Here is a 25,817-nt window from a genome sequence, read left to right on the forward strand (position 1 = left end):
GCAGGGGCACTGCGCAGGCCCGGTGCCAGACCGGTGAAACCGCTGGCCACCGCCGAAACAGGCGCCGCAGCGCTCGAAGCAAGCCCTCCCGCTCCACCGTTTGTTCCTGGGAAGGGTGGCATGAGACGACAGTTAGACAGGTGGGAAACGCGCCAGACGCTAGCAGAGCTTTCCAGGTGTGCCAGGGGCTCCGCCGTGGGATCAGGCCCCTTCAGCAACCGTCCCGCTCACCCTTGCAGGATTCTTCGACCATCAGTCAGGCCCTGGGCAGTGGTAATTTCCCAAACCCACTGCCCCACAACGATGCGCGTCTCCCGCCTGATGCTGGTGACGCTCCGGGACGATCCGGCAGAAGCTGAGATTGCCTCGCACAAGCTGCTGTTGCGGGCCGGATACATCCGCCGCATCGCCTCGGGCATCTACGCCTATCTCCCCCTGCTCTGGCGGGTGCTGCGCAAGGTTGCGACGATCGTGCGTGAGGAGCTGGACGCCACCGGGGCCCTCGAGACACTGCTGCCCCAGCTCCAGCCTGCTGATCTCTGGGAGAGAAGTGGTCGCTGGGCCGGCTATACCGCCGGCGAGGGAATCATGTTCCACCTGGAGGATCGCCAGGGCCGCGAGCTGGGCCTCGGCCCCACCCATGAAGAGGTGATCACCGCGCTGGCGGCAGAGCTGCTGCGCTCCTACCGGCAGCTGCCGGTGAACCTCTACCAGATCCAGACCAAGTTCCGCGATGAGATCCGCCCCCGCTTCGGCCTGATGCGGGGGCGCGAATTCATCATGAAGGATGCCTATTCCTTCCACGCCAGCGAAGCCTGCCTCAGGGACACCTACGCAGCGATGGATCAGGCCTACCGCCGCATCTTCAGCCGATGCGGGCTGCGGACCGTGGCGGTGGAAGCCGACAGCGGCGCCATCGGCGGCTCGGCCAGCCAGGAATTCATGGTGACCGCCGAGGCCGGCGAAGACCTGATCCTCACCAGCCCCGACGGCCGCTACGCCGCCAATCAGGAGCGGGCCGTCTCCCTGGCACCCGAAGCGGTGGCGCTCACGGACCAGCCCTGCCAGGAGCTGAGCACGCCGGGGCAGACGACGATCGAACAGCTGTGCAGCGGGCATGGCTTCGATCCGAGCCAGATCGTCAAGGTGCTGCTGCTGCTGGCTCGCTTCGCCGATGGCGCTGACCAGCCCCTGGTGGTGAGCCTGCGAGGAGACCAGCAACTCAACGAGGTCAAGCTGGCCAATGCCGTTCAGGCCCGCCTGGGTGCGGAACGGGGCAGCCTGCTCGAGCTGGCCCCGCTCACGGCCGATCAGCTGGAGCGCCAGGGACTGGCGCCCCTTCCCTTCGGCTCCCTCGGCCCGGATCTGAGCGATGCGGTTCTGTCTGGAGCCCGGGACTGGACCCCGCGCTTCCTGCGGCTCGCCGACGGAACCGCCGCCTCTCTGCAACGCTTCGTCTGCGGGGCCAACCGCCTCGACACCCACCGCGTCGGTGCTCGCTGGGGGCCATCCAACCCCTGTCCGGAGTCCCTGGATCTGCGCGCCGCCCAGCCTGGCGACCGCTGCCAGCACGACCCGAGCCAGGAACTGGAGGCGGCCCGAGGCATCGAAGTGGGCCACATCTTCCAGCTGGGCCGCAAGTATTCCGAGGCCCTCGACGCCCGTTTCACCGCCGAGAGCGGAGCCGACGAGGCCCTGTGGATGGGGTGCTACGGCATCGGGGTCTCGAGGCTGGCCCAGGCCGCGGTGGAACAGAACCACGACCGCAACGGCATCTGCTGGCCCGTCTCGATCGCGCCCTTCGAGGTGATCGTGGTGGTGGCAAGCAGCCAGGACAGCCAGCAGGTGACCCTGGCTGAGCGGCTGTATGGCGAGCTGCAGGAGGCGGGCCTGGAGGTGCTGCTGGATGACCGCAACGAGCGCGCCGGCGTCAAGTTCAAGGATGCGGACCTGATCGGCATCCCCTGGCGCGTAGTGGTGGGCCGCGGCGCCGCTGACGGCCAGGTGGAGCTGGTGGAACGCGCCGGCGGCAACAAGCGAGATCTCAGCGCCGACGAACTCCTGGCCGAACTGCTGCCCCGGATCCAGGCGGGCCGCCAGGGTCTGCGCAACCCGGCCCAGGGCTGAGCGCTGGCCTGGCGATGCCCAATCCCTAGGATTCCCCAACCCTTTGCCCATTCCCCATGGCTGCCTTCTGGCAACGCGTCCAGCACCGGTTGCGTGCTGTGCTGGTGGCTCTGGGTCTGTGCCTGGCGCTCGGGCTCACGGCCTGCAGTGGAGCCTCCTCGGGCCTGAGCGGCAACTATGTGGACGACACCATGGCCGTGGCGCAGAACCTCCTGACCACGATCGCGATCCCGCAGGACGATCCTGGACACGCCGCCGCCGAGACCGAGGCCCGGGCCCTGATCAACAGCTACATGGCCCGCTACCGGCCCCAGAGCAGTGTCAATGGCCTGAGCTCGTTCACCACCATGCAGACGGCGCTCAACTCCCTGGCCGGCCACTACACCAATTACGCCAATCGGCCCCTGCCCGATGCCCTGAGGGAGCGGCTGGAGAAAGAGCTGCAGAAGGCCGAACGCAACGTTGTGCGAGGCACCTGATCCCCCTGTCCTCGCTCAGCCCGTCGAGCTGCCCCCCAGGACGGCGTCAATCCAACGACGAGCACACGCCGTTCCAGTCTGGGCAGCTTTTTCTGTCTGCGGGTCGCAGGATTCATGGCGGCGGCCTGCGAAGTCAGGCCCGAAAAAATCTGTTGGCGAAAGGGAGGGATGGAAACCGGCTCACCAGGGAGGTCGACCCAGGGATTTTGACGAAAAGCCACCTGATCTGAGAGGCTTTCGGATTGTGCTTTGAAGCGGCTTCGGGCCGCTGTGTTCTTCCTTGGCCAACGTTGTCGTCATCGGTGCGCAGTGGGGTGACGAGGGGAAGGGAAAGATCACGGATCTGCTGAGCCGCTCCGCCGATGTGGTGGTGCGCTACCAGGGAGGCGTCAACGCCGGCCACACGATCGTGGTGGATGGTCGGGTGCTGAAGCTGCACCTGATTCCCTCCGGAATTCTCTATGCCGACACCACCTGCCTGATCGGCTCAGGCACGGTGGTGGATCCCAAGGTGATGCTGGTCGAGCTCGACATGCTGCTCGGCCTGGGCATCGATGTGAGCGGCCTGCAGCTGGCGTCCACCGCCCATGTGACCATGCCTTACCACCGCCTGCTGGATCAGGCGATGGAACAGCGGCGCGGCGATCGCCGCATCGGCACCACCGGCCGCGGCATCGGCCCCACCTATGCGGACAAGGCCGAACGCAACGGCATCCGGGTGATCGATCTGCTCGATGAGACCCGGTTGCGCGACCGGCTCGCCGGCCCCCTGGCCGAGAAGAACGAGATCCTCCAGAAGCTCTACGGCCTCGAACCGCTCGATTTCGAGGCGGTGGTGGCCGAATACGTGGGCTACGGCCAGCGCCTCGCCCCCCACGTGGTGGAGTGCACCCGCACCATCCATGAAGCGGCCCGGGCCCGCAAGAACATCCTGTTCGAGGGCGCCCAGGGAACCCTGCTCGACCTGGACCATGGCACCTACCCCTACGTCACCTCCTCCAACCCGGTGAGCGGTGGGGCCTGCATCGGAGCCGGCGTGGGTCCCACCCTGATCGACCGGGTGATCGGCGTGGCCAAGGCCTACACCACCCGCGTCGGCGAAGGCCCCTTCCCCACCGAACTGGAGGGCAGCCTCAACGACCACCTCTGCGATCGTGGCGGCGAGTACGGCACCACCACCGGCCGCCGCCGCCGCTGCGGCTGGTTCGACGGCGTGATCGGTCGCTACGCCGTACAGGTGAACGGGCTCGACTGCCTGGCGATCACCAAGCTGGACGTGCTCGATGAGCTCGACGAGATCCAGGTGTGCGTCGCCTACGAACTCGACGGCGAGCGCATCGTCCATTTCCCCAGCAGCTCCGAAGCCTTCGCCCGCTGCAAACCGATCTACGAGACCCTGCCCGGCTGGCAGACCTCAACCGCCGACTGCCGCAGCCTCGACGATCTGCCCGGCACCGCGATGGCGTACCTCCGCTTTCTCGCCGAACTGATGGAGGTACCGATCGCCATCGTGTCGCTCGGCGCCAGCCGGGATCAGACGATCGTGGTCGAGGATCCGATCCACGGTCCCAAGCGCGCCCTCCTGAACGTCTGAGGTATCGCCATGACGACCAAATCCTTCGACGTGGTGGGCATCGGCAACGCCATCGTGGACGTGCTGGTGCAGGCCGACGACCGCTTTCTCGGCGACCATGGCCTCACCAAGGGCACCATGGCCCTGATCGATGAGCAGCAGGCCGAGCAGCTCTACGCCAGTGTCGGGCCTGGCCTGGAGACCTCCGGCGGCTCCGCCGCCAACACCCTGGCCGGCATCGCCCAGCTGGGCGGCCGAGCCGGCTTCATCGGCCGGGTGCGGGATGACCAGCTCGGAGCGATCTTCAGCCACGACATCCGCTCGGTGGGCGCTCATTTCGACACCCCCGCAGCCCGCAGCGGCCCCTCCACGGCCCGCTGCCTGATCCTGGTCACCCCCGATGCCCAGCGCACCATGTGCACCTATCTGGGGGCATCCGTGGGGCTTGATCCCACCGACCTCGACCTCACCCTGGTGAGCCAGGCCAGGCTGCTTTACCTGGAGGGCTACCTCTGGGACAGCGAAGAGGCCAAGCGCGCCTTTCTGGCCGCGGCCGAAGCCATCCGCGCCACTGGCGGCGAGGTGGCCCTGAGCCTCTCCGATGCCTTCTGCGTGGAACGGCACCGCGACAGCTTTCTCGAGCTGGTTGATGGTCACGTCGATCTGCTGTTCGCCAACGAGATGGAGATCACGGCCCTCTACCGGGCCAACAGCTTCGAGGAGGCCGCCGATCAGGTGCGGGGCCGCTGCAAGGTGGCGGCCCTGACCCGCAGTGAACAGGGCTCCCTGATCCTCAGCGGCGACACCACGATCCAGGTGGAACCGGTGGTGCTGGGCAACCTGATCGATACAACCGGAGCCGGGGACCTCTACGCCGCCGGCTTCCTGTACGGCTACACCCGCGGCGAGAGCCTGGAGCGCTGCGGACGGCTCGGATCGCTCTGTGCCGGTGCGGTGGTGACCCAGCTGGGTCCGCGCCCCCAGGGCTCACTCAAGGACCTGGTGGCGTCCCACCTGGGTTGAGTGGAGCTTCGCCAAGCCCGCAGCTCTCGGCCAGCCACCGCCCGTAGGCGGCACTGGCCGCCACGGGCCAGTGGATCCACTCGGGCGTGTCGTAGCTGTGCAGGGCCCGCACGGCGCTCTCCAGGTCGACCAGGCGGGAGGCATGGGTCTTGAGCAGCAGCTGCACCTCCTCAGCGGTTTCGATCGCCCCCTGCCAGCGGTAGATCGAACGGAGCGGCGTCAGGGCGACACAGGCCACCAGCCGCCGTTCCACCAAGACACGAGCCAGGGCCTGGGCCCTCTCGACATCGGCCTCCGTGGTGAGGGCCAGCACCAGGGAAGCGGGGCCGGCGGAGCCATCCGCGCTGGGTTCAGGCTGGGGACCCTCGGCCGGCAGATGGCCAGCCTGCGGCATGGCGGCCGGCGGAGGATCCGCCTGTTGCATGGCGGCTGCCTGGGGGCAACCGGTTTTGCTGGACTCCATGGCGGGCATGGGGGGCTTCAGATGCTGCCCATGCTGGAGCGGCTCAAGCGGGCCAGCCGATCCGCTCCAGCAAAGCCGCCCAGGCGAGGCCCTGGCGCGCATGTGGTTCCTGTGGAGCGCGCAGCAACAGCAAGTGCAGTCCGAGATCCGCCGCCAGCGTTCGCCAGAGGGTTTCGGTGCGCCCGCCGGACTGGCGGCAGAGCACGTGACTGATCGCCCAGCGGCGACACAGGGCCCGTTCCACCGCGGCACCGACGGCGGGCCGCAGACAGGCGATCCTCTCGGGGGGCAAGCCGGCCGCCAGGGCCAAGGCCAGGGCACTGGGAGCCGGCAGCACCCGGGCGAAGTGGCGCGCTCCTTCACTGGAGGCCAGCGCCTCGGGTAACTGCCGCGAGCCGATCGCCAGCAGCAGCCGTCGGCCCTGCCAGGGACCGCACCCCTCGAGGGCAGACACCCCCTCCAGCAGCAAAGGCTCTGGAGAGGACGGCTTTGGCATGGTCGGCCATGGTGCACCACTGCCCGTCGCCGGCGCCAGTGCAGGCTCCCGCGCAGGGTCGGCCCGCAGCAGGCGCAGCAGGGGCTGCTCCAGGGCAGCGCAGGCCCTTTGCAGCTCGTCTGAGATCCGCACCGCAAAGGGATGGCTGGCATCCACGACCCAGCGGAAGGGGCGCCCCTTCCGCTGGGCCTCCTGCAACACCTGCGCCACACCCTGCGGCCCGAGGGCGCCCACCCCAATCTCCAGGGCGGGATGGGGGGCATAGGCGCGCACGGCCGCGGCCGTGACCACATTCACCTGCACCCGCCAGCCGCGTTGCAGCAGAGCGGCCGCCAGCGGCGGCCCTTCGCCCGTGCCGGCAACCAACCAGAGACGATCCTGAGCCACAGGAGCAGCGACAGGGCTTGAGCGGTGCATCAGGATGGGGTGATCAACCGGCCGGCGGGGCGTGAATCACTGTTTGCTTGAAGTGGAGGTGCTGGAGGCTCCCCAGATCCGCTACACCCAGGACAACCAGACCCCGATTGCGGAGATGGCGGTGCGGCTCGATGGCCTGCGGCCCGATGATCCGCCGGGGCAGCTGAAGGTGGTGGGCTGGGGCAACCTCGCCCAGGATCTGCAGAACCGGGTCCAGGTGGGCCAGCGGCTGGTGCTGGAAGGTCGACTGCGGATCAACACCGTGAGCCGACCCGATGGGGTCAAGGAGAAGCGGGCGGAATTCACCCTTTCGCGGCTGCACCCGATCGGACCGGACGGCAGCAGCTCTGGCGGACCGGCACTGGGCGGCGCTGGCATGGCCCCAGCAGCGGGCCCTGGGATGGCTGGCGGCCAACGGCCAGCGGCGGCGGCGCCCCAACGCCGCACGGCTGGTGGGCCGGAGGCCCGCACCGCGGCCGCCGCCGCCACTCCACCGCCACCCACCTGGAACACCTCTCCCCTGGTGCCAGACCTGCCGGACGACGACGACATCCCCTTCTGAATCAGGCCAGCCCAGCAATCGTCCGCCCAACGATCAGCTCTGGGGGAATCGCTCGCCGGCCTGATCAAGGAGCTGGCCGAGTTCCCGCTCCAGAGCGGCCAGATCCAGCCGCCACTGGGGCCAGAGGCCGGCATCGATCTGGCGCAGAAGCCAGAGCCGGTCGGCCTGCAGCTGGCTGATCAGGTCGGCGGTGCTCATCCCAGGGGTACTCGGATCGGCAATACCTGGATCGCCAACCGCCGCTGCGGTTCCCGCAGCGGCGTCGGCGCTGACATCAGCGGCGCTGGCGGCAGCGGCGTTCGGAGCGGTCACGGCAGAGCGGGATGGAGTCCATCGCCATCCTGCTACCCCCTGCAGGAGGATGGCGACATGCAAGCGCTCACATCCCCCGGCAGCCTGGTGACGATCGCCGGCGCCGCCCTCACGGTGATCGGCTCGATCGCCTACGCCACGGACAGCCCCAACCTCAGCCTGGCCGGGGTGTTTTACGGGGTGCCCGTCCTACTGGGTGGGCTGGCCCTGAAGTCGTCGGAGCTGCCCCCTGCCCAGCGCCTGACCCCAGCCAGTCAGTACAAGGCACTGCGCCAGCAGGAGGCCAACGAGCCGCTGCGCAAGTTGCTGGGCGACGTGACCCGCTGGCGCTACGGCCAGAAAGCACACCTGGAAAGTTCCCTCGAAGCCCTCAAGCTCTGGGACGACGATGCCCCTCCCCAGCTGCTCAGCATCGCCGAGCTCGAGCAGAACGGCGGCTACGGCCTGCGGCTGCGCTTCAGCACCGGTGCCGTGCCCTATGACCAGTGGGAAGCACGCCAGGACCGGCTGGGCCGCTTCTTCGGGCCGGGCCTGCAGGCAGAGCTGAGCCGGCTGGGCGGCGATCAGATCCAGCTCAGCCTCCTGCCGGCCGCTGCCACCCCAGAAACCACCCCCAACGTCTGACGTCCAGTCCTGACCGGGCCGCTGGCCACGCCACGACCAAGGGGTACATGACTCGAGGCCCGAGGTCCAACGCCCAACGCCAACCGAAGCCGCGTCGACGGACCGCGTCCCCCCACTCTCTCCCCACCCTTTCCTCCAGACCGTTGAGCACCGAACCCTCGATCAGCCATCAGGACACCCTGCGGGTGTCGGTTCTCAGTGAGGCGCTGCCTTACATCCAGCGCTTCGCCGGACGGCGCATCGTGGTCAAGTACGGCGGCGCCGCCATGGTGCAGGAGGAGCTGCGCGATGCCGTGTTCCGCGATCTGGCCCTGCTGGCCTCCGTCGGCGTTCAGCCGGTGGTGGTGCACGGCGGCGGCCCGGAGATCAACCAGTGGCTCGGGCGCCTGGCGATCGAGCCCCAGTTCCGCGATGGCCTCAGGGTTACCGACGCCGCCACCATGGACGTGGTGGAGATGGTGCTCGTTGGACGGGTCAACAAGCAGATCGTGAATGGCCTCAACCAGGTGGGGGTGCGGGCGGTGGGCCTCTCCGGCAGCGATGGATCCCTGGTGCGGGCCCGTCCCTACGGCGACGGTGATCACGGCCTGGTGGGTGATGTGGCTGCTGTCCATCCCGCCGTGCTCCGGCCGCTGCTCGACAACGGCTATGTACCGGTGATCTCCAGCGTGGCCCCCGATTCCGCTGGCCGGGCCCACAACATCAATGCCGACACCGTGGCCGGGGAGCTGGCCGCCTCACTCCAGGCTGAAAAACTGATTCTGCTCACCGACACGCCGGGCATTCTGCGGGACCGGCACGACCCGGCCTCGCTGCTGCGCCAGCTCACCCTCTCCGAGGCGCGGGCCCTGATCGCCGAGGGAATCGTCGAGGGGGGCATGACCCCCAAGACCGAGTGCTGCATCCGCGCCCTGGCCCAGGGGGTCGCCGCCGCCCACATCGTCGATGGCCGTGTCCCCCACGCCCTGCTGCTGGAGGTGTTCACCAACTCCGGCATCGGCACCATGGTGGTGGGCAGCTCCCGCACCCTGCAGAACGACTGACGACACCGCCATGGAGGGCTTGAGCGGAGCGGGACTGGCGGACGACCCTCTGGCGGCGGCCCGCCGCGGCCTGGAGCGGGGCGACTATGGCCAGGTGCTGCGCCTGCTGGAGCCGCTCGCGGCCCTGCATTCACCGCGCACCGCCCTGGGCGGAGAGGTGCGGCTGCTGATGACCACGGCTCTGATGGGTCAGGGGCAGAGCGAACGGGCCCAGGCCTGCTGCCGTGAGCTGCTGCGCTGCAACGACCCCCTGCTGCGGACCCAGGCGCGGGATCTGCTGCTGGTCCTGGAGGCCCCAGCGCTCAGCCGCCCCCGCGATTGGTCCCTCACCCTTCCCGAGCTTGGAGATGCGCCCTCTCTGGAGGGCAGCCGGGCTGCCGCGCTGCGGCGGCGGGCCAACAGCGGCCCACCGCCGCCACCGCCACCGCCGGTGGGGGCCACCCGCGCCCCGATCGGCTTCGCGGCCCTGGTGATTGCCCTGGTGCTGCTGGCCCTCGGCCTGGGCGGCTGCATGCAGGTGCGCAGCGACCTCCACTTCGAAGGACCGGGTCGACTCCGCCTGGAGCACCATCTGCGCAGTGACAGCGGCCGCATCACCCCCTGGCAGCGCCAGTTCGCGCTGGCCCTGGAAGCCGAGGGTTTTCGCCACGTCCGCAGCGGCGGAGAGGAGCAGCTGATCGGATCCGTCGAACCGGCCTCCGCCGCCCTGGCCCAGATGGCCCGCAACCTGGAGCTCGCCTCTCAGCTGGGTGGCGTCCCCCTGCCGCCGCCCCAGCTGGTCCTGCGGGAGCGCAACTGGGGCCTGGGGGTGCGGCAGGAGCTGCAACTGGAGCTGGATCTGCGCAACCTCGCCACCGTTCCAGGCCTGGATCTGGGCCTGAACCTCGCTCCGGTGCGGCCTTCGGCCGTGCGCCTGTCCACCCCGCTGGCCACCCGGTCATCGCGGCAACCCGGAGGTCAGCTCTGGCCCCTGCAGGCCGGGGCCCTCAACAGGCTGGAGTTGCGCTGCTGGCGCTGGAGCCCATTGGGGCTGGGCGGCGCCTCGATCCTGCTGCTGCTGCTGCTGGTCTCCCTGCTGCAGTGGCTGCGGCGACGGGCGGGCTTCGGCTGGCCGGAGCTGCCGGCCTGATCGATCTCCGGAACCAGCCGCGCTCAGAGGCTGAGGGGGTCGGGATCGATCGCCAGGCTCACCCCGGCCTGCAGGGTCTGGCGGAGCTCCGCCTCGGAGGGCAGGGGCAAGGGTGTGCCCGCCGGTCCATGCAGGAGCAGTTGCCAGCGGCTGCGCCCCGCCACCCGGGCGACTGGAGCAGGCGCAGGCCCCACCAGCATCCAGCCCGCCGTCAGGAGTGTGGGGCGCAGATGCTCGGCCAGGGCGGAGGCTGCCGTGGCCGTGGCCGTGGCGCTCGGCCCGGCCAGGCGCAGCAGGCAGGCGCGGCTGAACGGCACCAGGCCCGCCTGGCGGCGCAGGGCCAGCTCCTCGACCAGAAACTGCTCGTAGCGCCCATCCACCAGGTGCCGGATCACCGGATGCTCCGGGCAGTAGGTCTGCACCAGCACCTCGCCGGGTCGCTCTCCACGGCCGGCCCGGCCGGCCAGCTGCAGCAGCAACTGCAGGCTCAGCTCGCTGGAACGCAGATCGGGGCGATGCAGCAGCCCATCGGCGGCCAACACCGCCGCCAGGGTGACCCGCGGAAGATCCATCCCCTTGGCCAGCATCTGGGTGCCCACCAGCACGTCGGCGTCACCGGCGGCGAAGCGCTCGAGCAGACGGCGGTGACCGTCGCGGCCGCGGGTGGTATCCCGATCGAAACGCAGCACCCGCAGACCCTCGAGCTCAGCGGCCAGCTGCTCCATCACCCGCTGGGTGCCGGCACCGAAGGGCTTGAAGGCAGTGGAACCGCAATGGCCGCAGCGATGGCTGATCGGGCTGCGGTGATCGCACCAGTGGCAGCGGAGCCACTCATGGCCGGCGCCATCGGCGCGGGCACTGCGGTGCACGGTGAGGGCCACGTCGCAGTGGGGGCAGAGCACCACCTCGCCACAGCTGCGGCAGCTGAGAAAGGACCTGTAGCCGCGCCTCGGCACCAGCACCACCGCCTGCTCGCCACGTTCCTGCAAGTGCTGCAGACGCCCCATCAGGGCCCGGCTGAGCAGGCGTCGATGCCCCTCGACCAGCTCCATCCGCATGTCCACCACCCGCACGGGCGGCAGCGGCCGGGCCCCGATCCGCTCGGGCAGGCGCAACAGCCGGGTGTCAGCGGCACTGCCCTGGCAGCGCAGCCAGGTTTCCAGCGACGGCGTGGCACTGCCGAGCACCAGCCGCGCACCAGAGCCAGACAGCCGCAGCCGGGCCACATCGCGGGCGTGATAGCAGGGCATCGGACTCTCCTGCTTGTAGGAGTCGTCGTGCTCCTCATCCAGCACGATCAAACCGAGACGGGGCAGCGGCAGAAACACCGCCGAGCGGGTTCCCACCGCCACCAGGGCCACGGGCTCGGCAGCCGCCTCCAGACAGCTCCGCCAGACCCGCACCCGCTCGGCGTCGCCCATGCCGCTGTGATATTCGAGCACCTGCGCGCCGAACCGCTGGCGGCAACGGTCCAGCAACTGGGGGATCAGGCCGATCTCCGGGGCCAGCAGCAGCACGCTCTCCCCCCTGGCCAGGCAGGCGGCCGCCGCCTGCAGATAGACCTCGGTCTTGCCGGCCCCCGTCACACCCCAGAGCAGCAGGGCCTGGGCAGGGGCCGCAGCCTCGATCGCCGCGACGGCCTCCTGCTGGGCCGGCGTCAGCCGATGCCCGCCGGGGTCATCGGACGAAGACGAGGCAGGCGGTGGGCAACGGCGCAGCAATCCCCGCCGCTCCAGGGTGCGCAGAACCGCCGGCGAACAGCCCTCCACCGCCTGGAGGGCCGTCAGTGGCAACTGGCCTCCCCCCTCGGCCAAGGCCTGCAGCAAACGGCCCTGCCGTTCGGTGGTGGAAACAGGAGCAGCCGGATGCTCGGCCGGCAACGCGACCCAGCTGCGTGCCAGGGCCCGGGCGGCGGCCCCCACCGAGGCACGGCTGAGCGAAGTCTTGCGGCGCTGGCCCAGCCAGCCGGCCGGCAAAGCGCTCTTGAGGGTTCGGAACAGACTGGTGTGGCACTGATCGGCCACCTGGGCGATCCAGGCACGCCAGCGTGGGTCTACGGCGGCGGGCTGCAGCAGCTCCAGCACCGGCTCCAGGGTGCGGCCCAGAAGCTCGGGGGGAACCTCGACGAGGGTCTCCACCACCAGACCGCCATGACGCCGACCCTGCAGGCGTACCGCCACCAGATCCCCTGGCCCCAGAACGAGCCGATCGGGATTGGCATAGGTGAACACCTGCCCCTCCCGACCGGCCTCGAGCCACACCTGCACGAAGCCGTGCACCAGATCAGGGGCGTCAAAAACGGACAGGGAAGTTGCGGCTGTCTCCCTGTCTTCTTAAGATAATGGCGTTGAGCAGTTTCAAAGCTGCTGTCGGAACCCGACAGAGTTCCGTCCAGAGGGAAGACCCGAAGTGCAGGACCATCCTTGAGATCAGGTCCTCCAGGTCTGCGACCACCCCTGACAGCACTGTCTCGGCTCCGTTCTCCATCCTCTCCCCCATCGGTCAGGTTCTCAGCCTTCGATCAGGTTCCCCCACGTCCTGCGACCGGTCCGCTCCAGCGGTTCGGTCACGCCATGCTTCCAGGCACCGTTATGCCTGTGGAGCCGCAGTGACGGTCCGGCCGGCAGTTCTGCTGCCGCATCCTTCCCGCTTGCTCCCTTCTGGGCAGACCGGGGAAGACTCAAGGGAACCGGCCCTGGGCTGATCTGGCTTTCAGAGCGCTGAACGACCTGACTCGACCGCGTTTGATTCTGAACCGAACCGTTCCGCAGGGCTCCTGACCCGGGGCCTGCACCTGCCGATTGCCTCGTCCTGTCGTCAGGGCGCTCTCGATCGGACGACTCCTGACATCCCTGATTGTCCTGATGTTCCACCGGTGCGTTCCACCGGAATGAACGTCCCGATCCCCCAGCCTCGCTCCACCCACACCATCGTCTTGCCGCATCCGATGAGCCCAGTCGCCGCCCAGCCCACCGCCAAAGCCAAGTCCGCCGCGCCGGAGATCCTCATGGTGGCCAGCGCGTCCGGGGAGTCGGTCATCGTCAAGACACCTCCCGCCGCCAAGGCCGCCGAGGCCGACCTGGATGCCGCCAAAGCCAGCAAGGCCAAGCCCCGGGCCAGTCGCACCTCCAAGAGCGCCGAAACGGGCAGCGAGGAGAAGAAGGCCAGCACCACCAAGAGCAGCAGCCGCAAGAGCAGCGCCAAGGACACGACCACAAAAGCCGCCAAGAGCAGCGCCACCAAGGCAAGCGCCAAGAGCGCTTCTGCCAAGACCCCTGCCGCAAAGACCGCTGCCACCAAGGGAGCGTCCCGCAGCAGCAAGGCCAAAACCGCAGAGGTGGCCGGAGCCCCCGCCAACCTGGACCTGGCGGCCGATGAGCTCCTGACCAGCAGCAGCACCGAAGCGGACGCCGAGAAGAAATCAGCCAAGGACGCCAAGGCCCTCGCCAGCATCAAGGTGGGGCCGAAGGGCGTCTACACCGAGGATTCGATCCGCGTCTATCTGCAGGAGATCGGCCGCATCCGCCTGTTGCGCCCTGATGAGGAGATTGAGCTGGCCCGCAAGATCGCCGACCTGCTTCAGCTTGAAGAACTGGCCAGCCAGTTCGAAGCCGACAAGGGCCACTACCCCGATACCAAGGAATGGGCTGTCCTGCTGGACATGCCGGTGATCAAGTTCCGGCGTCGACTGATGCTCGGCCGTCGTGCCAAGGAAAAGATGGTGCAGTCCAACCTGCGCCTGGTGGTGTCGATCGCCAAGAAGTACATGAACCGGGGCCTGAGCTTCCAGGACCTGATCCAGGAAGGTTCCCTCGGTCTGATCCGGGCCGCTGAGAAATTCGACCACGAGAAAGGTTACAAGTTCTCCACCTACGCCACCTGGTGGATTCGCCAGGCCATCACCCGCGCCATTGCCGATCAGAGCCGCACCATCCGCCTGCCGGTGCACCTGTACGAGACCATCTCCCGCATCAAAAAAACCACCAAGACCCTCTCCCAGGAATTCGGCCGCAAGCCCACCGAAGAGGAGATCGCGGAATCGATGGAGATGACCATCGAGAAGCTGCGCTTCATCGCCAAGAGTGCCCAGCTGCCGATCTCCCTGGAGACCCCGATCGGCAAGGAGGAGGATTCCCGCCTCGGCGACTTCATCGAAGCCGACATCGAGAATCCCGAGCAGGACGTGGCCAAGAATCTCTTGCGCGAAGACCTCGAAGGCGTGCTGGCCACCCTCAGCCCACGCGAGCGCGATGTGCTGCGCCTGCGGTACGGCCTCGACGACGGCCGCATGAAGACCCTTGAGGAGATCGGCCAGATCTTTGATGTGACCCGCGAGCGCATCCGCCAGATTGAGGCCAAGGCCCTGCGCAAGCTCCGCCATCCCAACCGCAACGGCGTGCTCAAGGAATACATCAAGTGATCCTGAGCCTGGTGAGCCTGGAGCGCCCGTTCACCCCTTGAGCGCACTCCCCTCGTCCGAGCCGGCCCCTGCGATGGCGACGCCGGCCCCGGTCCGCGTCTCGATCGTGCTGCCCACTTACAACGAGCGGGGCAACATTGAGCCTTTGCTGGCTCAGTTGCTGCCGCTGCGCCGCCAGTTCGATCTCGAGATCCTGGTGGTGGACGACGACTCCGCCGACGGCACCGCCGAACTGGTGAGGCAGCTGGCCCATGGCGAACCGGCGATCCGACTGATCCGCCGGGTCGGCCGGGCCGGTCTGGCCAGCGCCATCAAGGAAGGGCTGCTGGATGCCACCGGAGATCTGGCGGTGGTGATGGACAGCGACGGCCAGCACGAACCGGGTTCGGTGCTGCGTGCTCTCGAGACGCTGCAGGCCGGCGAGCTCGATCTGGTGATCGGCAGCCGCTTCCACCCCGGGGCCGAGATCCGCGGTCTCAGCGGCCGCCGGGAGACCGGCTCCACCTGGGCCAACAGCGTGGCCCGCTTCAGCCTGGCCCGAGCCTATGGGCCGCTGAGCGATTTCATGAGCGGCTTCTTCGCGCTGCGGCTCGACAGGGTGCTGCCCCTGATCCGCGCCGTGGACGTGAACGGCTTCAAGTTCCTCTACGAACTGCTGGCCGTCAGCGGCGGCCGCCTCAGGGCCGCCGAGATCCCACTCACGTTTCAGCCGCGCAGCTACGGCAGCTCAAAGCTCGATCTGGCGGTGTTCTGGGACTTCCTGATCTCGATCCTGCACAGCCTCAGCTTTCGGCTGCTGCCCCGACGGGCGATCAGCTTCGGTCTGGTGGGGATCAGCGGTGTGGCGGTGCAGCTGCTGATGACCGCCCTGCTGATGGCCGGCGACCGCCTGAGCTTCAAACAGGCCCTGCCTGTGGCCGTGGTGGCCGCCGCCAGCTCGAACTATCTGATCAACAACGCCCTCACCTTCCGCTTTCAGCGGTTGCGGGGCCTGGGATTGCTGCGGGGCCTGCTCAAATTCCTGCTGGTGGCGTCCCTGCCGGTACTGGCCAATGTGGGCCTCGCCTCGGCCTTCTACAGCTTCGTCTCGCCCGACACTTTCTGGGCCCAGCTGGCCGGCATCGTGGTGGTGTTTGTCTGGAACTATGCCGCCTCCTCCCGCTTCGTCTGGAACACCCCCTGAAGCGGCCCGCTCTTCAACCTGCCGGCCCGGAGGCGGAGCCTTAACCTGTCGATCACAATCGGCAGCGTGGCTGGATTGCAGAACCTGGCTGATGTTCAGAGTGCTGGATTGAAGAGCAGGCTGAGCGTGCTGGAAGACCAGCCGATCCGGCTGGCGTTGCTGGCAATCGTGGGGCTGATCGGGCTCTGCTGGCTGGCTTTCTTCAACGGCCTCGGCTCCCTCGGGCTGATGGACAAGACCGAGGCCCTCTTTGTGGAAGTGGGCCATCAGATGCTGCTGCGCAACGACTGGGTCACACCCTGGTGGAACGACAGCACGTTCTTCGACTATCCGGTCTGGGGCTACTGGATGGTGGCCCTGAGCTTCCGTCTGTTCGGTGTCTCCGAAGCGGCGGCGCGGCTGCCGGTGGCAGTGGCCGCCAGTGCCGTGGTGCTGGCCACGTTCGGCCTGTTGCTGCTCTGGGCGCCCGCTGGGGAATCGCGGCTTAAGGCTGTGGCGCGGGCGGGGCTGGCGGCTGGTGTCCTGGCCACCACACCCGCCTGGATCGGCTGGGGCCGCACATCCACCACCGACATGTTTCTGTCCAGCGCCATCACCCTGGCGCTGTTCAGCTATCTGGTGGCGGAGCGGGATCCGTCCAACCGGCGCCTGATCGCCATGGGCCGGGTGGGCATGGCCTGCTTTGCCGGCATCGCCGTGCTGGCCAAGGGCCCGGTCGGCCTGTTGCTGCCTGCCATCGTGATCGGCGCAGACCTGCTGGTGCGGGGCCATTGGTCCCGTTGGCTGCGGCCCTTCCCCCTGGCCGCGATGACCCTGCTGTTCTGCGGCATCGCCCTGCCGTGGTATGCCGCCGCCACGGCGGTCCATGGCCAGGCGTTCCTCGGCGGCTTCCTCGGTTTCAGCAACCTGGAACGCTTCACCAGCGTGCTCTATGACCACCCAGGACCGCCCTGGTTCTACCTCCCCTGGCTGCTGCTGCTGCTGCTCCCCTGGTCGCCGTTCCTGCCCCAGGCGATCGCCCGGGCCGCCCCCTGGCCGCTGGCCCGGGCACGCCAGGCCGACGCCCCGGCCCTGCCGGCGATCCTGCTGCTGTGGCTGGTTTTGATCGTGGCGTTCTTTTCGGCCGCCGCCACCAAACTGCCGGGGTACATCCTGCCGGCCATTCCAGCCGCCAGCCTGCTGGTGGCCCTGCTGTGGCATCCCCTGAGCACCGATCGACGGGACCGGCAGGCTCCCCCGACCTGGGCCTTCGCCAGCTGGTTGAACATCGCTTTGCTGGCAGGAGGTTCCGCCGCGGCCGCCCTGGCACCCAGCTGGGTCAGCCGCGATCCGGCCTTTCCCCAGTTCGCCGCCGCCTTGAGCGCCTCAGGATTACCCCAGCTGCTGGCGGTACTTCTCGGCCTGGCCGCCCTGGTGGGCCTGGCCTTGATGCTGGGCCGCCGCAACGACTGGATCTGGCTTCCCAATCTGGCAGGCTTCCTGGCTGTCCTGTTCGGAGTGGTGGCACCCCTTGGTCCCCTGCTGGATCGGGAACGCCAGCTTCCCCTGCGTGAGCTGCAACAGCTGGCGGGCAGCCAGAGCCGCCCGGATGAACCCCTGTGGGTGGTGGGCACCATGCGCTACAGCACTCTCTTCTATGGCGGACGGTCGGCCGTGTTCCTCGGGGATGCCAGCGACGTCAAGGATCTCTGGAAACAGGATCCCTCCCTGCTCGCCATTCAGCCCGCCAGCGTCAGCGCCCTTCTGCTGGGCGACCGGCACAAACTCGATGGCTTCGCTCTGCCGGCCGATCGGATTGAACGGCTGGGTCAGCGCGGGGTTCAGGAGCTCTGGCGGGTCTCCCTGGACGAGCTGCGTCCGCGCAAGCGATCCCGCAACCGGAAGGCCTCCTGATGGCGCGCCTGTCCCTTCCACGGCCCCAGCTCCGCTGGAGCGACGTTCTGACGGTTCTGATCTGCATTGGACTGGTCAGCGCACTGGCGGCGAATCTGGATCCGAAAGAGCCGCCGCGGTTCGATGCAGCGGTGCTCGACTGGATCAGCGAAAGCATCCGCGGCCCCCTGCGGACAGTTCTGGTTCAGGTGTATCGGGTCAGTGGCGTGGGCTTCACCTTCGTGCTGGTGCTTGCCGCCCTGTTCTATGTGTCGTTCAAGCGATGGTGGCGGGATCTGGCCATGCTGGTGGTGGCCACCGCCGGCATCCTGCTGATCGTGGACCGGATGCTGAAACCGTTCTTCGATCGCTCCAGACCGCCTGAGAAATTGCTGCCGGTGGATGGACGCAGCTTTCCCAGTGGCCATGCCGCCGGAGGCGTGGTGTTTTATTTCGCCATGGTGACGATCCTGGCGGCGCACCATCCGCGGCTGCGCTGGCCGCTGACGCTCGGGGCGGGATTGTGGGTGGCGCTGGTGTGGCTGAGCACCCTGGTGGTGCGGGCCCACTGGCCCAGCGACCTGATCGCCGGCGGAGCCGTGGGCCTCGCCTGGCTGACGGTCTGCCTGTCAATCTGGCGCAACCCTGCCGATTCCTCCTCCTGATGGCTGTCGCTGCCCTGGTCGACCTGCGTGGACTGCGCACCGCCCCCAGCCTCACGGAGCCTGAACGGCAAGTGCTGCGTCAGGAGCTGCAGGAGCGGCTGGCCGCCTGCGACTGGTTCACCGTGGGGGTGATGGCCCCGTCGGGCGCTGCTGCCACCGCCACCCTGCGCCGCTGCGAAGTCGCCCTGGACTGGAGCCCCCTCGCCCCCCTGAATGGCCATGACCCGCAGGGCGGCACCGGCGCAGCGGCGGCCGAGGCTGGGCCGGTCTTTCTCAAGGGCAACCAGAACACCGGCACCTTCAGCCTGCGTCAGGAGAACGGCCTGGGCGAAGGACTGCTGATCAGCGGCCACAGCCCCGCCGATCCGGAGGCAGAGGACACCTGGGGACCACTACCCCTTGATTTCTTCGGCTGAACGCCCGCCGGGATGACTGATCAGCTGCTGGATTCATGCGTCAGCAGCTGGATTGATGCATCGGCAGATCACGGAGCATCGCGCTGCTGGCTGACGAGAGCGGGCCGGTCCTTAGGCTGGGCGGCTGTTGATCGGCAGCTCGACTGCCAACCGAAGGTTTTCGATGGCCGGCTCCACCCTGCGCATTGCCTCCCGCCGCAGCCAGCTCGCCATGGTGCAGACCCACTGGGTGCGCGATGAGCTGGCCAAGGCCCATGGCGGCCTGGAGATCTCGATCGAAGCGATGGCCACCCAGGGAGACAAGATCCTGGATGTGGCCCTGGCCAAGATCGGCGACAAGGGGTTGTTCACCAAGGAACTGGAAGCCCAGATGCTGGTGGACCAGGCCGACATCGCCGTTCACAGCCTCAAGGATCTGCCCACCAACCTGCCCGAGGGGCTGATGCTGGGCTGCATCACCGAACGGGAGGATCCGGCCGATGCCCTGGTGGTGCACGAGACGCACAGGGACAAGACCCTGGCCACCCTGCCGGAAGGAGCTGTGGTGGGCACCAGCTCGCTGCGCCGTCTGGCCCAGTTGCGACACCACTATCCGCACCTCGTCTTCAAGGATGTGCGCGGCAATGTGATCACCCGCCTCGAGAAACTCGACTCCGGCGAGTTCGACTGCCTGATTCTGGCGGCAGCCGGCCTGGGTCGCCTCGGCCTTGGCGACCGCATCCACGAACTGATCGACCCGTCGATCTCTCTGCATGCCGTGGGCCAGGGCGCCCTGGGCATCGAGTGCCGCGAGGGTGACGAGGCCGTGCTGCAGCAGATCAAGGTGCTGGAGCACACCCCCACTGCCCGCCGCTGCCTGGCGGAGAGGGCCTTCCTGCGGGAACTGGAGGGCGGCTGCCAGGTGCCGATCGGAGTCAACACCCGCTTCGAGGGGCCGGACGGCAGCGGCGACCTGGTGCTCACCGGGATGGTGGCCAGCCTCGATGGCCTGCGCCTGATCCGCGACGAGGCCCGTGGCCCCCAGGAGGATCCGGAAGCGATCGGCATCGCCCTGGCCCACACGCTCAAGCAGCAGGGCGCCGGCGAGATCCTGCAGGAGATCTTCGCCAGCGTCCGGCCCGAGGCCTGAAGCGGCGAGGCGGTCGCGGCCTCGGCCATGCAGCAGTCGTCCACCGAGGCCACGGCCCTGCCCTTCCAGTGGAATCTGCTGGCCTGGGCCGCCTTGGTGGGCACCGCCACCGGCCTGGCGGTGGTGGGGTTCCATGAATTGCTGGGCTTCATCAACAATTTCCTGTTCGGCCCCTTCGTGGAAGGTCTGCTGAGCCTGGGAACCTCCACCGCGCCACCGGCCCCGGAATTGCCTTCCCTGTCGCCGGAAGGGAGCACGCCGCTGAAGGCCCTGCTGGAGATCGGCCTGGGGGGCCTGGGATTCCTGCCGCCACCACCGGCTCCACCGCTGCCGGCGCCGCCACCCCTGCCAACGGCGCCGGGCTGGCTGGATCTCTGGCCGGTGGTGGTTGTCCCGACAGTGGGGGGCCTGGCCGTGGGGGTGCTGCGCCGGATCGGCGGGGATCTCGGCCCTGGCCTGCCCAGCCTGCAGGCGATGGCGGAAGGCAGCCAGCCGGCCACCCCGAAACTGCCGCTGCTGCGGCTGGTGGCAGCCTCGCTCAGCCTCGGCAGCGGCGCCTCCCTCGGCCCCGAAGGGCCCAGCGTCGAGGGCGGTGGCAACATCGGCCTCTGGGTGGGCGAACGCGGCAGGCTGACACCCCAGAGTCAGAAGACACTGGTGGCGGCCGGGGTGGCCGCCGGACTGGCCGCCGGCTTCAAGGCACCGATCGCCGGCGTGTTCTTCGCGCTGGAGGGCAGTTTCAGTGCGATTCCCGGTCGTCCCAGCGTGCGGGCCGTGCTGGTGGCAGCAGTGGCCTCCTGCCTGGTCACCCAGCTCTGCCTCGGCGATACCCCGATCCTGAGGCTGCCGGCCTACGAGGTGCGCTCACCCCTGGAATTGCCGCTGTATCTCGGCCTGGGAGTGGCCTCCAGCCTGATGTCCTGGCTGCTGATCAGCCTGCTGGCCGCAGGGCGCAGCCAGAGGCTGCAGCAGTGGCTGGGGCGCCTGCCGATTGGACTGCCCACCGCCCTCGGCGGTGCTGCCGTCGGTGGCATGGCCCTGCTGTTTCCCCAGGTGCTGGGGGTGGGCTACGACACGATTGAAGCCTTGCTGGGCCGCGATGGCGGCATCCCCCTGCTCACCCTGGCGGTGCTGCTCGTGGTCAAGGTGCTCGCCACGGCCGTGAGCAGTGCCACCGGATTCGTGGGCGGCGGCTTCGCACCATCACTGTTTCTCGGGGCGGTGCTGGGCAATTGCTACGGCCAGATTCTTGGAGACAGCGGTCTGCATCTGCCGGTGGCCGAACCGCCGGCCTACGCCATGGTGGGCATGGCGGCGGTGCTGGCCGGCAGCGCCCGGGCTCCCCTCACGGCCCTGCTGCTGCTGTTCGAGCTCACCCGCGACATCCGCATCGTGCTGCCGCTGATGGCAGCCGCCGGTCTGAGTGCGGCCCTGGTGGAACGCTGGCAGGGGCTGCACGATCCCGGCCTGCTGGGACCGGATCCGATGGAGGAGGAGCGGCGTGGCCGACTCACGGCTTTATCGGTGGCGGAGGCGTTTGAACCGGAAGCTCCTCTGGTGCTGGAGGCAGATACACCGGTTCTTCAGGCCCTGAATCAACTGGTTGCCTGCCATGGCCACGCCTTGATCGTCAGCGAGGGAGAGTGGGCCATGGGGCTGGTCACCCTGCCGGACCTGCAACGGGTCCTCAGCGCCACACAGCATTGGACGACCCAGCAGATCGCCCAAGAGGGCCCATCGCACCGCCTGGATAAGCAAACGAACCGTCCCGCCGACGATTGCGCCATGGACAGTGAGCCGCGGCTGCTGGATTGCCGCCGCGGCGAACTGGTCTGGTTACCGCTCTGCGCCAGCCTGGCTCAACTGGAGGAACAGTTGCTCTCCCAAGGACTGCGCCAGCTGCCGGTCTTCGACCTGCCGCAAGCCCGGGAGGGGGCTTTGCCCCATGGGCTACCGGCCCGAGGTCTGCCGCTGAGCCGACTGCGGGGACTGGCCAGCCGGGATGGCATGGCCCTGGCCCTGGCCCGTCAGATCAGCTGGCCAGATCGCAGGCCTGGGGATCCAATGGACCCGCCACCGGATCCACCTGGGACAGACGGCTGAGAATGCGATGCAGATCGAGCTCGGAGAGCTCGCCATTGCTGCACCACTTCAGAGCTGTGCTGTTGAGCGGATCAAAGCTGTGGGGGTGATCCGAGGGATGCAACGGAAATCCAGCGCGAAGGGGAACAGAACGGGCCATGGAGCCGGCGGAGATCGAAAGCGTGCAATCGCGCCAACAGCAACGATTGCGTTGATTCGATCACGAAGATGCTCATGACACTACGGGCTGATCCCGTCCTACCTAGGCCTTCGCGGGTGGATCTGCAGAATGTTTTTGGTTCCTGCCCGATCAGCGGGTCACCACCACAGGCGTCCCCACCTCGACCAGGTCAAACAGCTTGCGGACATGGTCGGACAACATGCGCACGCAGCCATTGGTGACCGCCGAGCGGGAACTCACGGTCCAGGACCAGGCGCTGGGAGTGCCATGGATGCCGTACTGGTTTACGCCACTGCTCTTGAAGCCGAGCCAGCGATCACCCAGCGGACCATTGGCACCCACGACAGGGTTGATCTTGCCGCTCTTCGTGCTCTGGTACTGAGGATTGACCACCTTGTTCTCAACCTTGAAGCGGCCCGCGGGGGTGGGGGTCCTGGGATCACCGATGGCGACTGGCCAGCTGCTGATCACCTTGCCGTTCTCCCGCAGGCTGATGGTGCGCCGCCCAAGCTCCAGGAGGATCTCACGGGTGATCGGCGCTGTGGCAGCGTCAGCAGCCCCAGGTCCAGCCGGAGCGGCCCCTGGAGGCGGCGTGTCAGGGGAAACCACCGTCGCGGGAGTCGTTGCTGCGGGAGCCGTTGTTGCGGGAGTCGAAAGGCTTGTCTGGGGCTGGTTGACAGCGGGTCCAGTGGCAGGTGACTCGCCAGCTGAAGGCAAAGACGACGTGGCCTCTTCCGCCACCACGGCGGTGGCGCCCAGACCCAGGGACCCAGCACTCGCCAGTACAGGCAGGGCTATCAGTGCCGCGACAGACCGGGAGTGAAGAAAGCGCACCATGGCTGTCAAGGTGATTGGAAGAGACAACGTCATTGCAAAGAAGACTAGGGAGCCCCGCTGAGTGGCGCTTGGAACCGAAGGCTCCTTGGCCCCCAGCCCTGCCGGCCTCTGGTCGGGAGGCTCCGATGAGGATCAGCCGACCAGCTGGGGCTCGATGACCTCGAGATAACGCGCTTCGCACTCTTTGATGATCTTCACGGCTTCAGCACTGTCGAAGAAGCCATTGACACGGCAGGTGCCAGGCTTCTTGAGATCTTTGTAGTGCTCCCAGTAGTACTGGGTTTCCTTGAGCCAGTGATCACCGAGCTGGGTGTAGCAGGTGATGTGGTCCATGCGCTTGTCATCAGCCAACACGGCAATCACCTTGTCATCCACTTCACCGCCATCATCAAATTTCATGATGCCGATGATGCGGGCTTCCACCAGGCTGCCGGGCACCAGAGGTTCGGTCACGCTCACGATTTCGATATCAAGCGGGTCGCCATCCTCATCCCAGGTGCGGGGGATGCAGCCATAGGCAAAAGGATAGGCAAGGGAGGAATAGCCAACCCGATCCAGTTTGAGTTGCCCGGTTTCGGTGATCAGCTCGTATTTGTTAATGGTGTTGCTGTTCAGCTCCACAATCGTGTTCAGCCGCAGTTCCGCTTCATCGGCGAAGGCCGGCAGCACATGCAGCAGATTCATCATCGTGCGGCTGGGGGCTTGATCAATGTTCGCCATGAAGCACTTCAAAACGGCTGGCGGGCATCCTACGGATCGCCCCAGACCGCTTCGCCATCCCATCAGGCACTCAGTCCGGAGCCAGCAGACGGAGCACCTTCTGCCTGAGATAGGTCAGGAACGGATCCGCATGCAAGGGCTGGCCGGTGACCATCTCCACCAGCTCCTCGCCGTTCACCGAGCGACCCAGCGGCCAGACCTGCTCCGCCAGCCAGCCGCGCAGCCTCTCCTCCTGACCCTCCGCCACGCATTCCTCGATCGGACCAGTCCGCCGCTCCATGGCTTCGGCCAGCTGGGCACTGATCAGATGGCCCAGGGCGTAGGAGGGGAAATACCCGAAGAGTCCTTCGGCCCAGTGAATGTCCTGAAGGCACCCCTGGGCGTCGTTGGGTGGCTGGATTCCGAGCAGGTCGCGCATGCGGCGGTTCCACTGCTCCGGCAGGTCCTCGACCGGCATCCCCTGCTCCAGCAAGGCCAGTTCCAGCTCAAAGCGCATCACGATGTGCAGGGCGTAGCTGAGTTCGTCGGCCTCGACCCGGATCAGTCCCGGCCGCAGTGGGTTGAGGGAGCGCCAGAAGCCGGCGGCGCCTCCCCAGGGATCAGCCCCCAGACCGTCGCGGAAGCGAGGATGCCAGCGGTTGGCAAAGGCGCGGCTGCGGGCCACCCGGCACTCCCAGAACAATGACTGGGATTCATGCACACCCATGGAGGTGGCTTCTCCCAGGGGCCAGGGAAAGAAATGGTCGTCGGACTGAGGCAGGCCCTGCTCATAGAGGGAGTGGCCCCACTCGTGGGCAGTGGCCAGAAAGGCTGAAAGCGGCTGGCCAGGCACCACCCGGGTGGTGATGCGGAAGTCCTGGGGGCCAACCGTGCAGGAAAAGGGGTGGGCGGAACGGGAGCGCTGGCAGCGGCTGGGGTCATAGCCCCAGTCGTCGAGCAGCGCCGCGCAGAGACTCTCCTGCAGGCCCTCGGGCAGGTCGGCAGTGGGCACTGCTGCACTGGCAGCTGCTGTGGTGGAAGCCGCTGTGTTTGCAGCAGAGGTGACCTGGTCCAGCAAAGCCGGAAGCTCGGCCTTCAGGGGGGCAAACAATGCCTCCAGCCTCGCCACGCTGATATCCGGCTCAAAGGGCTGGGCCAGGATCTCCCAGGGGCTGCGGAGCACCGGTTCGGCGTCGGCCAGCTGGCTGGCCTGCTCACGCCGCAGCCGGATCAACGTGGTCAGGGCCGGCGCGAAGGCACCGAAGTCGTTGCGCGCCCGGGCGTCCTGCCAGACCGCATTGCCGCGTGACTGGGCCATGGCCAGGGCGGCCACCAGTTCTGGGTCGAGGCAGCGCTGACGCTCCTGCTCCAGCCGCAGCAACTGCAGATTGCGACGCCGCTGCGGCGGAGCTTCAGGATCGAGCTCGGCCTCAGCCGCCGCCACCAGATCGGCCAGCTCATCGCTGCTCTGGCGCTCGTGCAGCTGGCCGGCCAGCAGGGCCAGCTGTTCCCCTCGCCAGGCGGCCCCAGCCGCTGGCATCACCGTGTTCTGGTCGTAGTAGAGGGCACTGCTGATCGAGCCCAGCAGCCGGGTCCGGTGCAGATGGCTGCGCAGGCGTTCAAGGGTCGAACCCGAGGGGGCCATGAAGACGGACCACTGCTGGAGGCCAGCATGGCGCCGGCCTGGTTCTGCAGTCTGGCGGGCCGATGGGGCCGCAGCTGATCATCCGTGCTGCAGCAAGGCACCCAAGCCAAGCTGCTGCAGGATTCCCTGGCCGGAGAGGGCCTCAATGGCCAGGCCGATCACGAAACCAAGCATGGCAAGGCGACCATTCAGGAGTTCGGCACGGCTGTGGAAACCCCAGCCACTGTGACTGGCTGCGCTGGCGAGATACATGCGTGGTTCAATGACCCGCGGATCGAGGAGCTGGGGCTCCTGAGAATCCCACATCCCGCCTTCTGATTCGGCATAGTTTTTGACATGGACCTGTGCTGCGGTTTTGGTTGAAGCCGACATGACGATGAGTCCTGCGAGTGAAGTCTGTAAGTGTCCTGAAGAAGGAACGCGTGCTGGAAAACAACCAT

General features: G+C 67.8%; 23 protein-coding genes. 15 read left to right on the plus strand and 8 right to left on the minus strand.

Annotated features, from left to right (window positions below; all coding sequences use genetic code 11):
* Positions 1–303 precede the first annotated feature (303 nt).
* The 4 genes from H8F26_RS00360 (at position 304) to H8F26_RS00375 (ending at position 5,202) form a co-directional block, all read left to right on the plus strand.
* Positions 304–2,127 (plus strand): proline--tRNA ligase, encoded by a 1,824-nt coding sequence (locus H8F26_RS00360; RefSeq protein WP_197156681.1) that lies wholly within the window; start codon positions 304–306, stop codon positions 2,125–2,127.
* Positions 2,128–2,183: 56 nt separating this feature from the next.
* Positions 2,184–2,606 carry a photosystem II protein Psb27 gene (psb27, locus tag H8F26_RS00365; RefSeq protein ID WP_197156683.1) on the plus strand — a complete coding sequence of 141 codons (423 nt, stop codon included), beginning with the start codon at positions 2,184–2,186 and terminating at the stop codon, positions 2,604–2,606.
* Between the two features lie 280 nt (positions 2,607–2,886).
* Positions 2,887–4,200: an adenylosuccinate synthase gene (locus tag H8F26_RS00370; protein ID WP_197156685.1), complete on the plus strand. Its 1,314-nt coding sequence runs from the start codon at positions 2,887–2,889 to the stop codon at positions 4,198–4,200.
* A gap of 9 nt (positions 4,201–4,209) precedes the next feature.
* Positions 4,210–5,202 carry an adenosine kinase gene (locus H8F26_RS00375; RefSeq protein WP_197156687.1) on the plus strand — a complete coding sequence of 331 codons (993 nt, stop codon included), beginning with the start codon at positions 4,210–4,212 and terminating at the stop codon, positions 5,200–5,202.
* Here H8F26_RS00375 and cutA read toward each other — a convergent pair.
* Together cutA and H8F26_RS00385 are read right to left on the minus strand one after the other, a co-directional pair.
* A complete protein-coding gene (cutA, locus tag H8F26_RS00380) occupies positions 5,171–5,674 on the minus strand; it encodes a divalent-cation tolerance protein CutA (RefSeq protein ID WP_370594654.1) in 504 nt (167 codons plus the stop codon). The two genes, H8F26_RS00375 and cutA, sit on opposite strands and share 32 nt — an antisense overlap.
* A gap of 34 nt (positions 5,675–5,708) precedes the next feature.
* Positions 5,709–6,578: a precorrin-6A/cobalt-precorrin-6A reductase gene (locus tag H8F26_RS00385; RefSeq protein ID WP_197156689.1), complete on the minus strand. Its 870-nt coding sequence runs from the start codon at positions 6,576–6,578 to the stop codon at positions 5,709–5,711.
* 31 nt (positions 6,579–6,609) lie between these two features.
* Between H8F26_RS00385 and H8F26_RS00390 the strand changes: the two genes are divergently transcribed.
* On the plus strand, positions 6,610–7,140 hold the full coding sequence (locus H8F26_RS00390) for a single-stranded DNA-binding protein (protein ID WP_197156691.1): 531 nt from the start codon (positions 6,610–6,612) through the stop codon (positions 7,138–7,140).
* 33 nt (positions 7,141–7,173) lie between these two features.
* On the opposite strand, the gene H8F26_RS00395 is transcribed toward H8F26_RS00390, so the two are convergent.
* The gene (locus H8F26_RS00395) at positions 7,174–7,452 is read right to left on the minus strand and encodes a hypothetical protein (RefSeq protein ID WP_197159375.1); all 279 of its coding nucleotides are present in this window, start codon (positions 7,450–7,452) and stop codon (positions 7,174–7,176) included.
* A 57-nt stretch (positions 7,453–7,509) separates the two neighbouring features.
* On the opposite strand from H8F26_RS00395, the gene H8F26_RS00400 reads away from it, so the two are divergent.
* The 3 genes from H8F26_RS00400 (at position 7,510) to H8F26_RS00410 (ending at position 10,248) form a co-directional block, all read left to right on the plus strand.
* Entirely contained in the window at positions 7,510–8,076 is a 567-nt protein-coding gene (locus H8F26_RS00400) for a DUF2854 domain-containing protein (protein WP_197156693.1), read from the plus strand.
* A gap of 143 nt (positions 8,077–8,219) precedes the next feature.
* Positions 8,220–9,119, plus strand: a complete 900-nt coding sequence (gene argB / locus H8F26_RS00405) for an acetylglutamate kinase (RefSeq protein ID WP_231605375.1) — start codon at positions 8,220–8,222, stop codon at positions 9,117–9,119.
* Between the two features lie 10 nt (positions 9,120–9,129).
* Positions 9,130–10,248 carry a DUF3153 domain-containing protein gene (locus tag H8F26_RS00410; RefSeq protein WP_197156697.1) on the plus strand — a complete coding sequence of 373 codons (1,119 nt, stop codon included), beginning with the start codon at positions 9,130–9,132 and terminating at the stop codon, positions 10,246–10,248.
* 23 nt (positions 10,249–10,271) lie between these two features.
* Here H8F26_RS00410 and priA read toward each other — a convergent pair whose 3' ends face one another.
* On the minus strand, positions 10,272–12,527 hold the full coding sequence (priA, locus tag H8F26_RS00415; RefSeq protein ID WP_231605377.1) for a primosomal protein N': 2,256 nt from the start codon (positions 12,525–12,527) through the stop codon (positions 10,272–10,274).
* Positions 12,528–13,195: 668 nt separating this feature from the next.
* On the opposite strand from priA, the gene rpoD reads away from it, so the two are divergent.
* The 7 genes from rpoD (at position 13,196) to H8F26_RS00450 (ending at position 22,036) form a co-directional block, all read left to right on the plus strand.
* On the plus strand, positions 13,196–14,668 hold the full coding sequence (gene rpoD, locus H8F26_RS00420; protein WP_197156699.1) for an RNA polymerase sigma factor RpoD: 1,473 nt from the start codon (positions 13,196–13,198) through the stop codon (positions 14,666–14,668).
* Positions 14,669–14,741: 73 nt separating this feature from the next.
* Positions 14,742–15,851, plus strand: coding sequence for a glycosyltransferase family 2 protein (locus H8F26_RS00425; RefSeq protein ID WP_197158873.1), 1,110 nt, complete (start codon positions 14,742–14,744; stop codon positions 15,849–15,851).
* A gap of 108 nt (positions 15,852–15,959) precedes the next feature.
* Complete coding sequence (locus tag H8F26_RS00430; protein ID WP_231605378.1) at positions 15,960–17,744, plus strand: glycosyltransferase family 39 protein; 1,785 nt, start codon at positions 15,960–15,962, stop codon at positions 17,742–17,744.
* The gene (locus H8F26_RS00435; protein ID WP_197156701.1) at positions 17,744–18,388 is read left to right on the plus strand and encodes a phosphatase PAP2 family protein; all 645 of its coding nucleotides are present in this window, start codon (positions 17,744–17,746) and stop codon (positions 18,386–18,388) included. Before H8F26_RS00430 ends, H8F26_RS00435 begins: the two co-directional genes overlap by 1 nt.
* Positions 18,388–18,804 carry a DUF1824 family protein gene (locus H8F26_RS00440; RefSeq protein WP_197156703.1) on the plus strand — a complete coding sequence of 139 codons (417 nt, stop codon included), beginning with the start codon at positions 18,388–18,390 and terminating at the stop codon, positions 18,802–18,804. The genes H8F26_RS00435 and H8F26_RS00440 overlap by 1 nt, the downstream gene beginning before the upstream one ends.
* A gap of 163 nt (positions 18,805–18,967) precedes the next feature.
* The gene (hemC, locus tag H8F26_RS00445) at positions 18,968–19,933 is read left to right on the plus strand and encodes a hydroxymethylbilane synthase (RefSeq protein ID WP_197156705.1); all 966 of its coding nucleotides are present in this window, start codon (positions 18,968–18,970) and stop codon (positions 19,931–19,933) included.
* A gap of 27 nt (positions 19,934–19,960) precedes the next feature.
* The gene (locus tag H8F26_RS00450; protein ID WP_197156707.1) at positions 19,961–22,036 is read left to right on the plus strand and encodes a chloride channel protein; all 2,076 of its coding nucleotides are present in this window, start codon (positions 19,961–19,963) and stop codon (positions 22,034–22,036) included.
* 289 nt (positions 22,037–22,325) lie between these two features.
* Here the strand turns inward: H8F26_RS00450 and H8F26_RS00455 are convergent, their stop codons facing one another.
* The 4 genes from H8F26_RS00455 to H8F26_RS00470 all read right to left on the minus strand — a co-directional run bounded on the left by H8F26_RS00455 (position 22,326) and on the right by H8F26_RS00470 (position 25,683).
* Positions 22,326–22,805 carry a L,D-transpeptidase gene (locus H8F26_RS00455; RefSeq protein ID WP_231605379.1) on the minus strand — a complete coding sequence of 160 codons (480 nt, stop codon included), beginning with the start codon at positions 22,803–22,805 and terminating at the stop codon, positions 22,326–22,328.
* Positions 22,806–23,165: 360 nt separating this feature from the next.
* On the minus strand, positions 23,166–23,753 hold the full coding sequence (locus H8F26_RS00460; protein WP_197158875.1) for an inorganic diphosphatase: 588 nt from the start codon (positions 23,751–23,753) through the stop codon (positions 23,166–23,168).
* A gap of 70 nt (positions 23,754–23,823) precedes the next feature.
* Positions 23,824–25,377 carry a carboxypeptidase M32 gene (locus H8F26_RS00465; RefSeq protein WP_197156711.1) on the minus strand — a complete coding sequence of 518 codons (1,554 nt, stop codon included), beginning with the start codon at positions 25,375–25,377 and terminating at the stop codon, positions 23,824–23,826.
* Between the two features lie 78 nt (positions 25,378–25,455).
* Positions 25,456–25,683: a high light inducible protein gene (locus tag H8F26_RS00470; protein ID WP_231597995.1), complete on the minus strand. Its 228-nt coding sequence runs from the start codon at positions 25,681–25,683 to the stop codon at positions 25,456–25,458.
* Positions 25,684–25,817 lie beyond the last annotated feature (134 nt).

This window comes from Synechococcus sp. CBW1006 (assembly GCF_015840525.1).
GTDB lineage: Bacteria > Cyanobacteriota > Cyanobacteriia > PCC-6307 > Cyanobiaceae > CBW1002.

Excerpts from the sequence above, each read along its gene's own strand:
- H8F26_RS00360 (WP_197156681.1), top strand. The coding sequence starts at position 304 with ATGCGCGTCTCCCGCCTGATGCTGGTGACGCTCCGGGACGATCCGGCA.
- psb27 (WP_197156683.1), top strand. The coding sequence starts at position 2,184 with ATGGCTGCCTTCTGGCAACGCGTCCAGCACCGGTTGCGTGCTGTGCTG.
- H8F26_RS00375 (WP_197156687.1), top strand. The coding sequence starts at position 4,210 with ATGACGACCAAATCCTTCGACGTGGTGGGCATCGGCAACGCCATCGTG.
- cutA (WP_370594654.1), bottom strand. The coding sequence starts at position 5,674 with ATGCCCGCCATGGAGTCCAGCAAAACCGGTTGCCCCCAGGCAGCCGCC.
- H8F26_RS00385 (WP_197156689.1), bottom strand. The coding sequence starts at position 6,578 with ATGCACCGCTCAAGCCCTGTCGCTGCTCCTGTGGCTCAGGATCGTCTC.
- H8F26_RS00400 (WP_197156693.1), top strand. The coding sequence starts at position 7,510 with ATGCAAGCGCTCACATCCCCCGGCAGCCTGGTGACGATCGCCGGCGCC.
- H8F26_RS00410 (WP_197156697.1), top strand. The coding sequence starts at position 9,130 with ATGGAGGGCTTGAGCGGAGCGGGACTGGCGGACGACCCTCTGGCGGCG.
- rpoD (WP_197156699.1), top strand. The coding sequence starts at position 13,196 with ATGAGCCCAGTCGCCGCCCAGCCCACCGCCAAAGCCAAGTCCGCCGCG.
- H8F26_RS00425 (WP_197158873.1), top strand. The coding sequence starts at position 14,742 with ATGGCGACGCCGGCCCCGGTCCGCGTCTCGATCGTGCTGCCCACTTAC.
- H8F26_RS00435 (WP_197156701.1), top strand. The coding sequence starts at position 17,744 with ATGGCGCGCCTGTCCCTTCCACGGCCCCAGCTCCGCTGGAGCGACGTT.
- H8F26_RS00440 (WP_197156703.1), top strand. The coding sequence starts at position 18,388 with ATGGCTGTCGCTGCCCTGGTCGACCTGCGTGGACTGCGCACCGCCCCC.
- hemC (WP_197156705.1), top strand. The coding sequence starts at position 18,968 with ATGGCCGGCTCCACCCTGCGCATTGCCTCCCGCCGCAGCCAGCTCGCC.
- H8F26_RS00450 (WP_197156707.1), top strand. The coding sequence starts at position 19,961 with ATGCAGCAGTCGTCCACCGAGGCCACGGCCCTGCCCTTCCAGTGGAAT.
- H8F26_RS00460 (WP_197158875.1), bottom strand. The coding sequence starts at position 23,753 with ATGGCGAACATTGATCAAGCCCCCAGCCGCACGATGATGAATCTGCTG.
- H8F26_RS00465 (WP_197156711.1), bottom strand. The coding sequence starts at position 25,377 with ATGGCCCCCTCGGGTTCGACCCTTGAACGCCTGCGCAGCCATCTGCAC.
- H8F26_RS00470 (WP_231597995.1), bottom strand. The coding sequence starts at position 25,683 with ATGTGGGATTCTCAGGAGCCCCAGCTCCTCGATCCGCGGGTCATTGAA.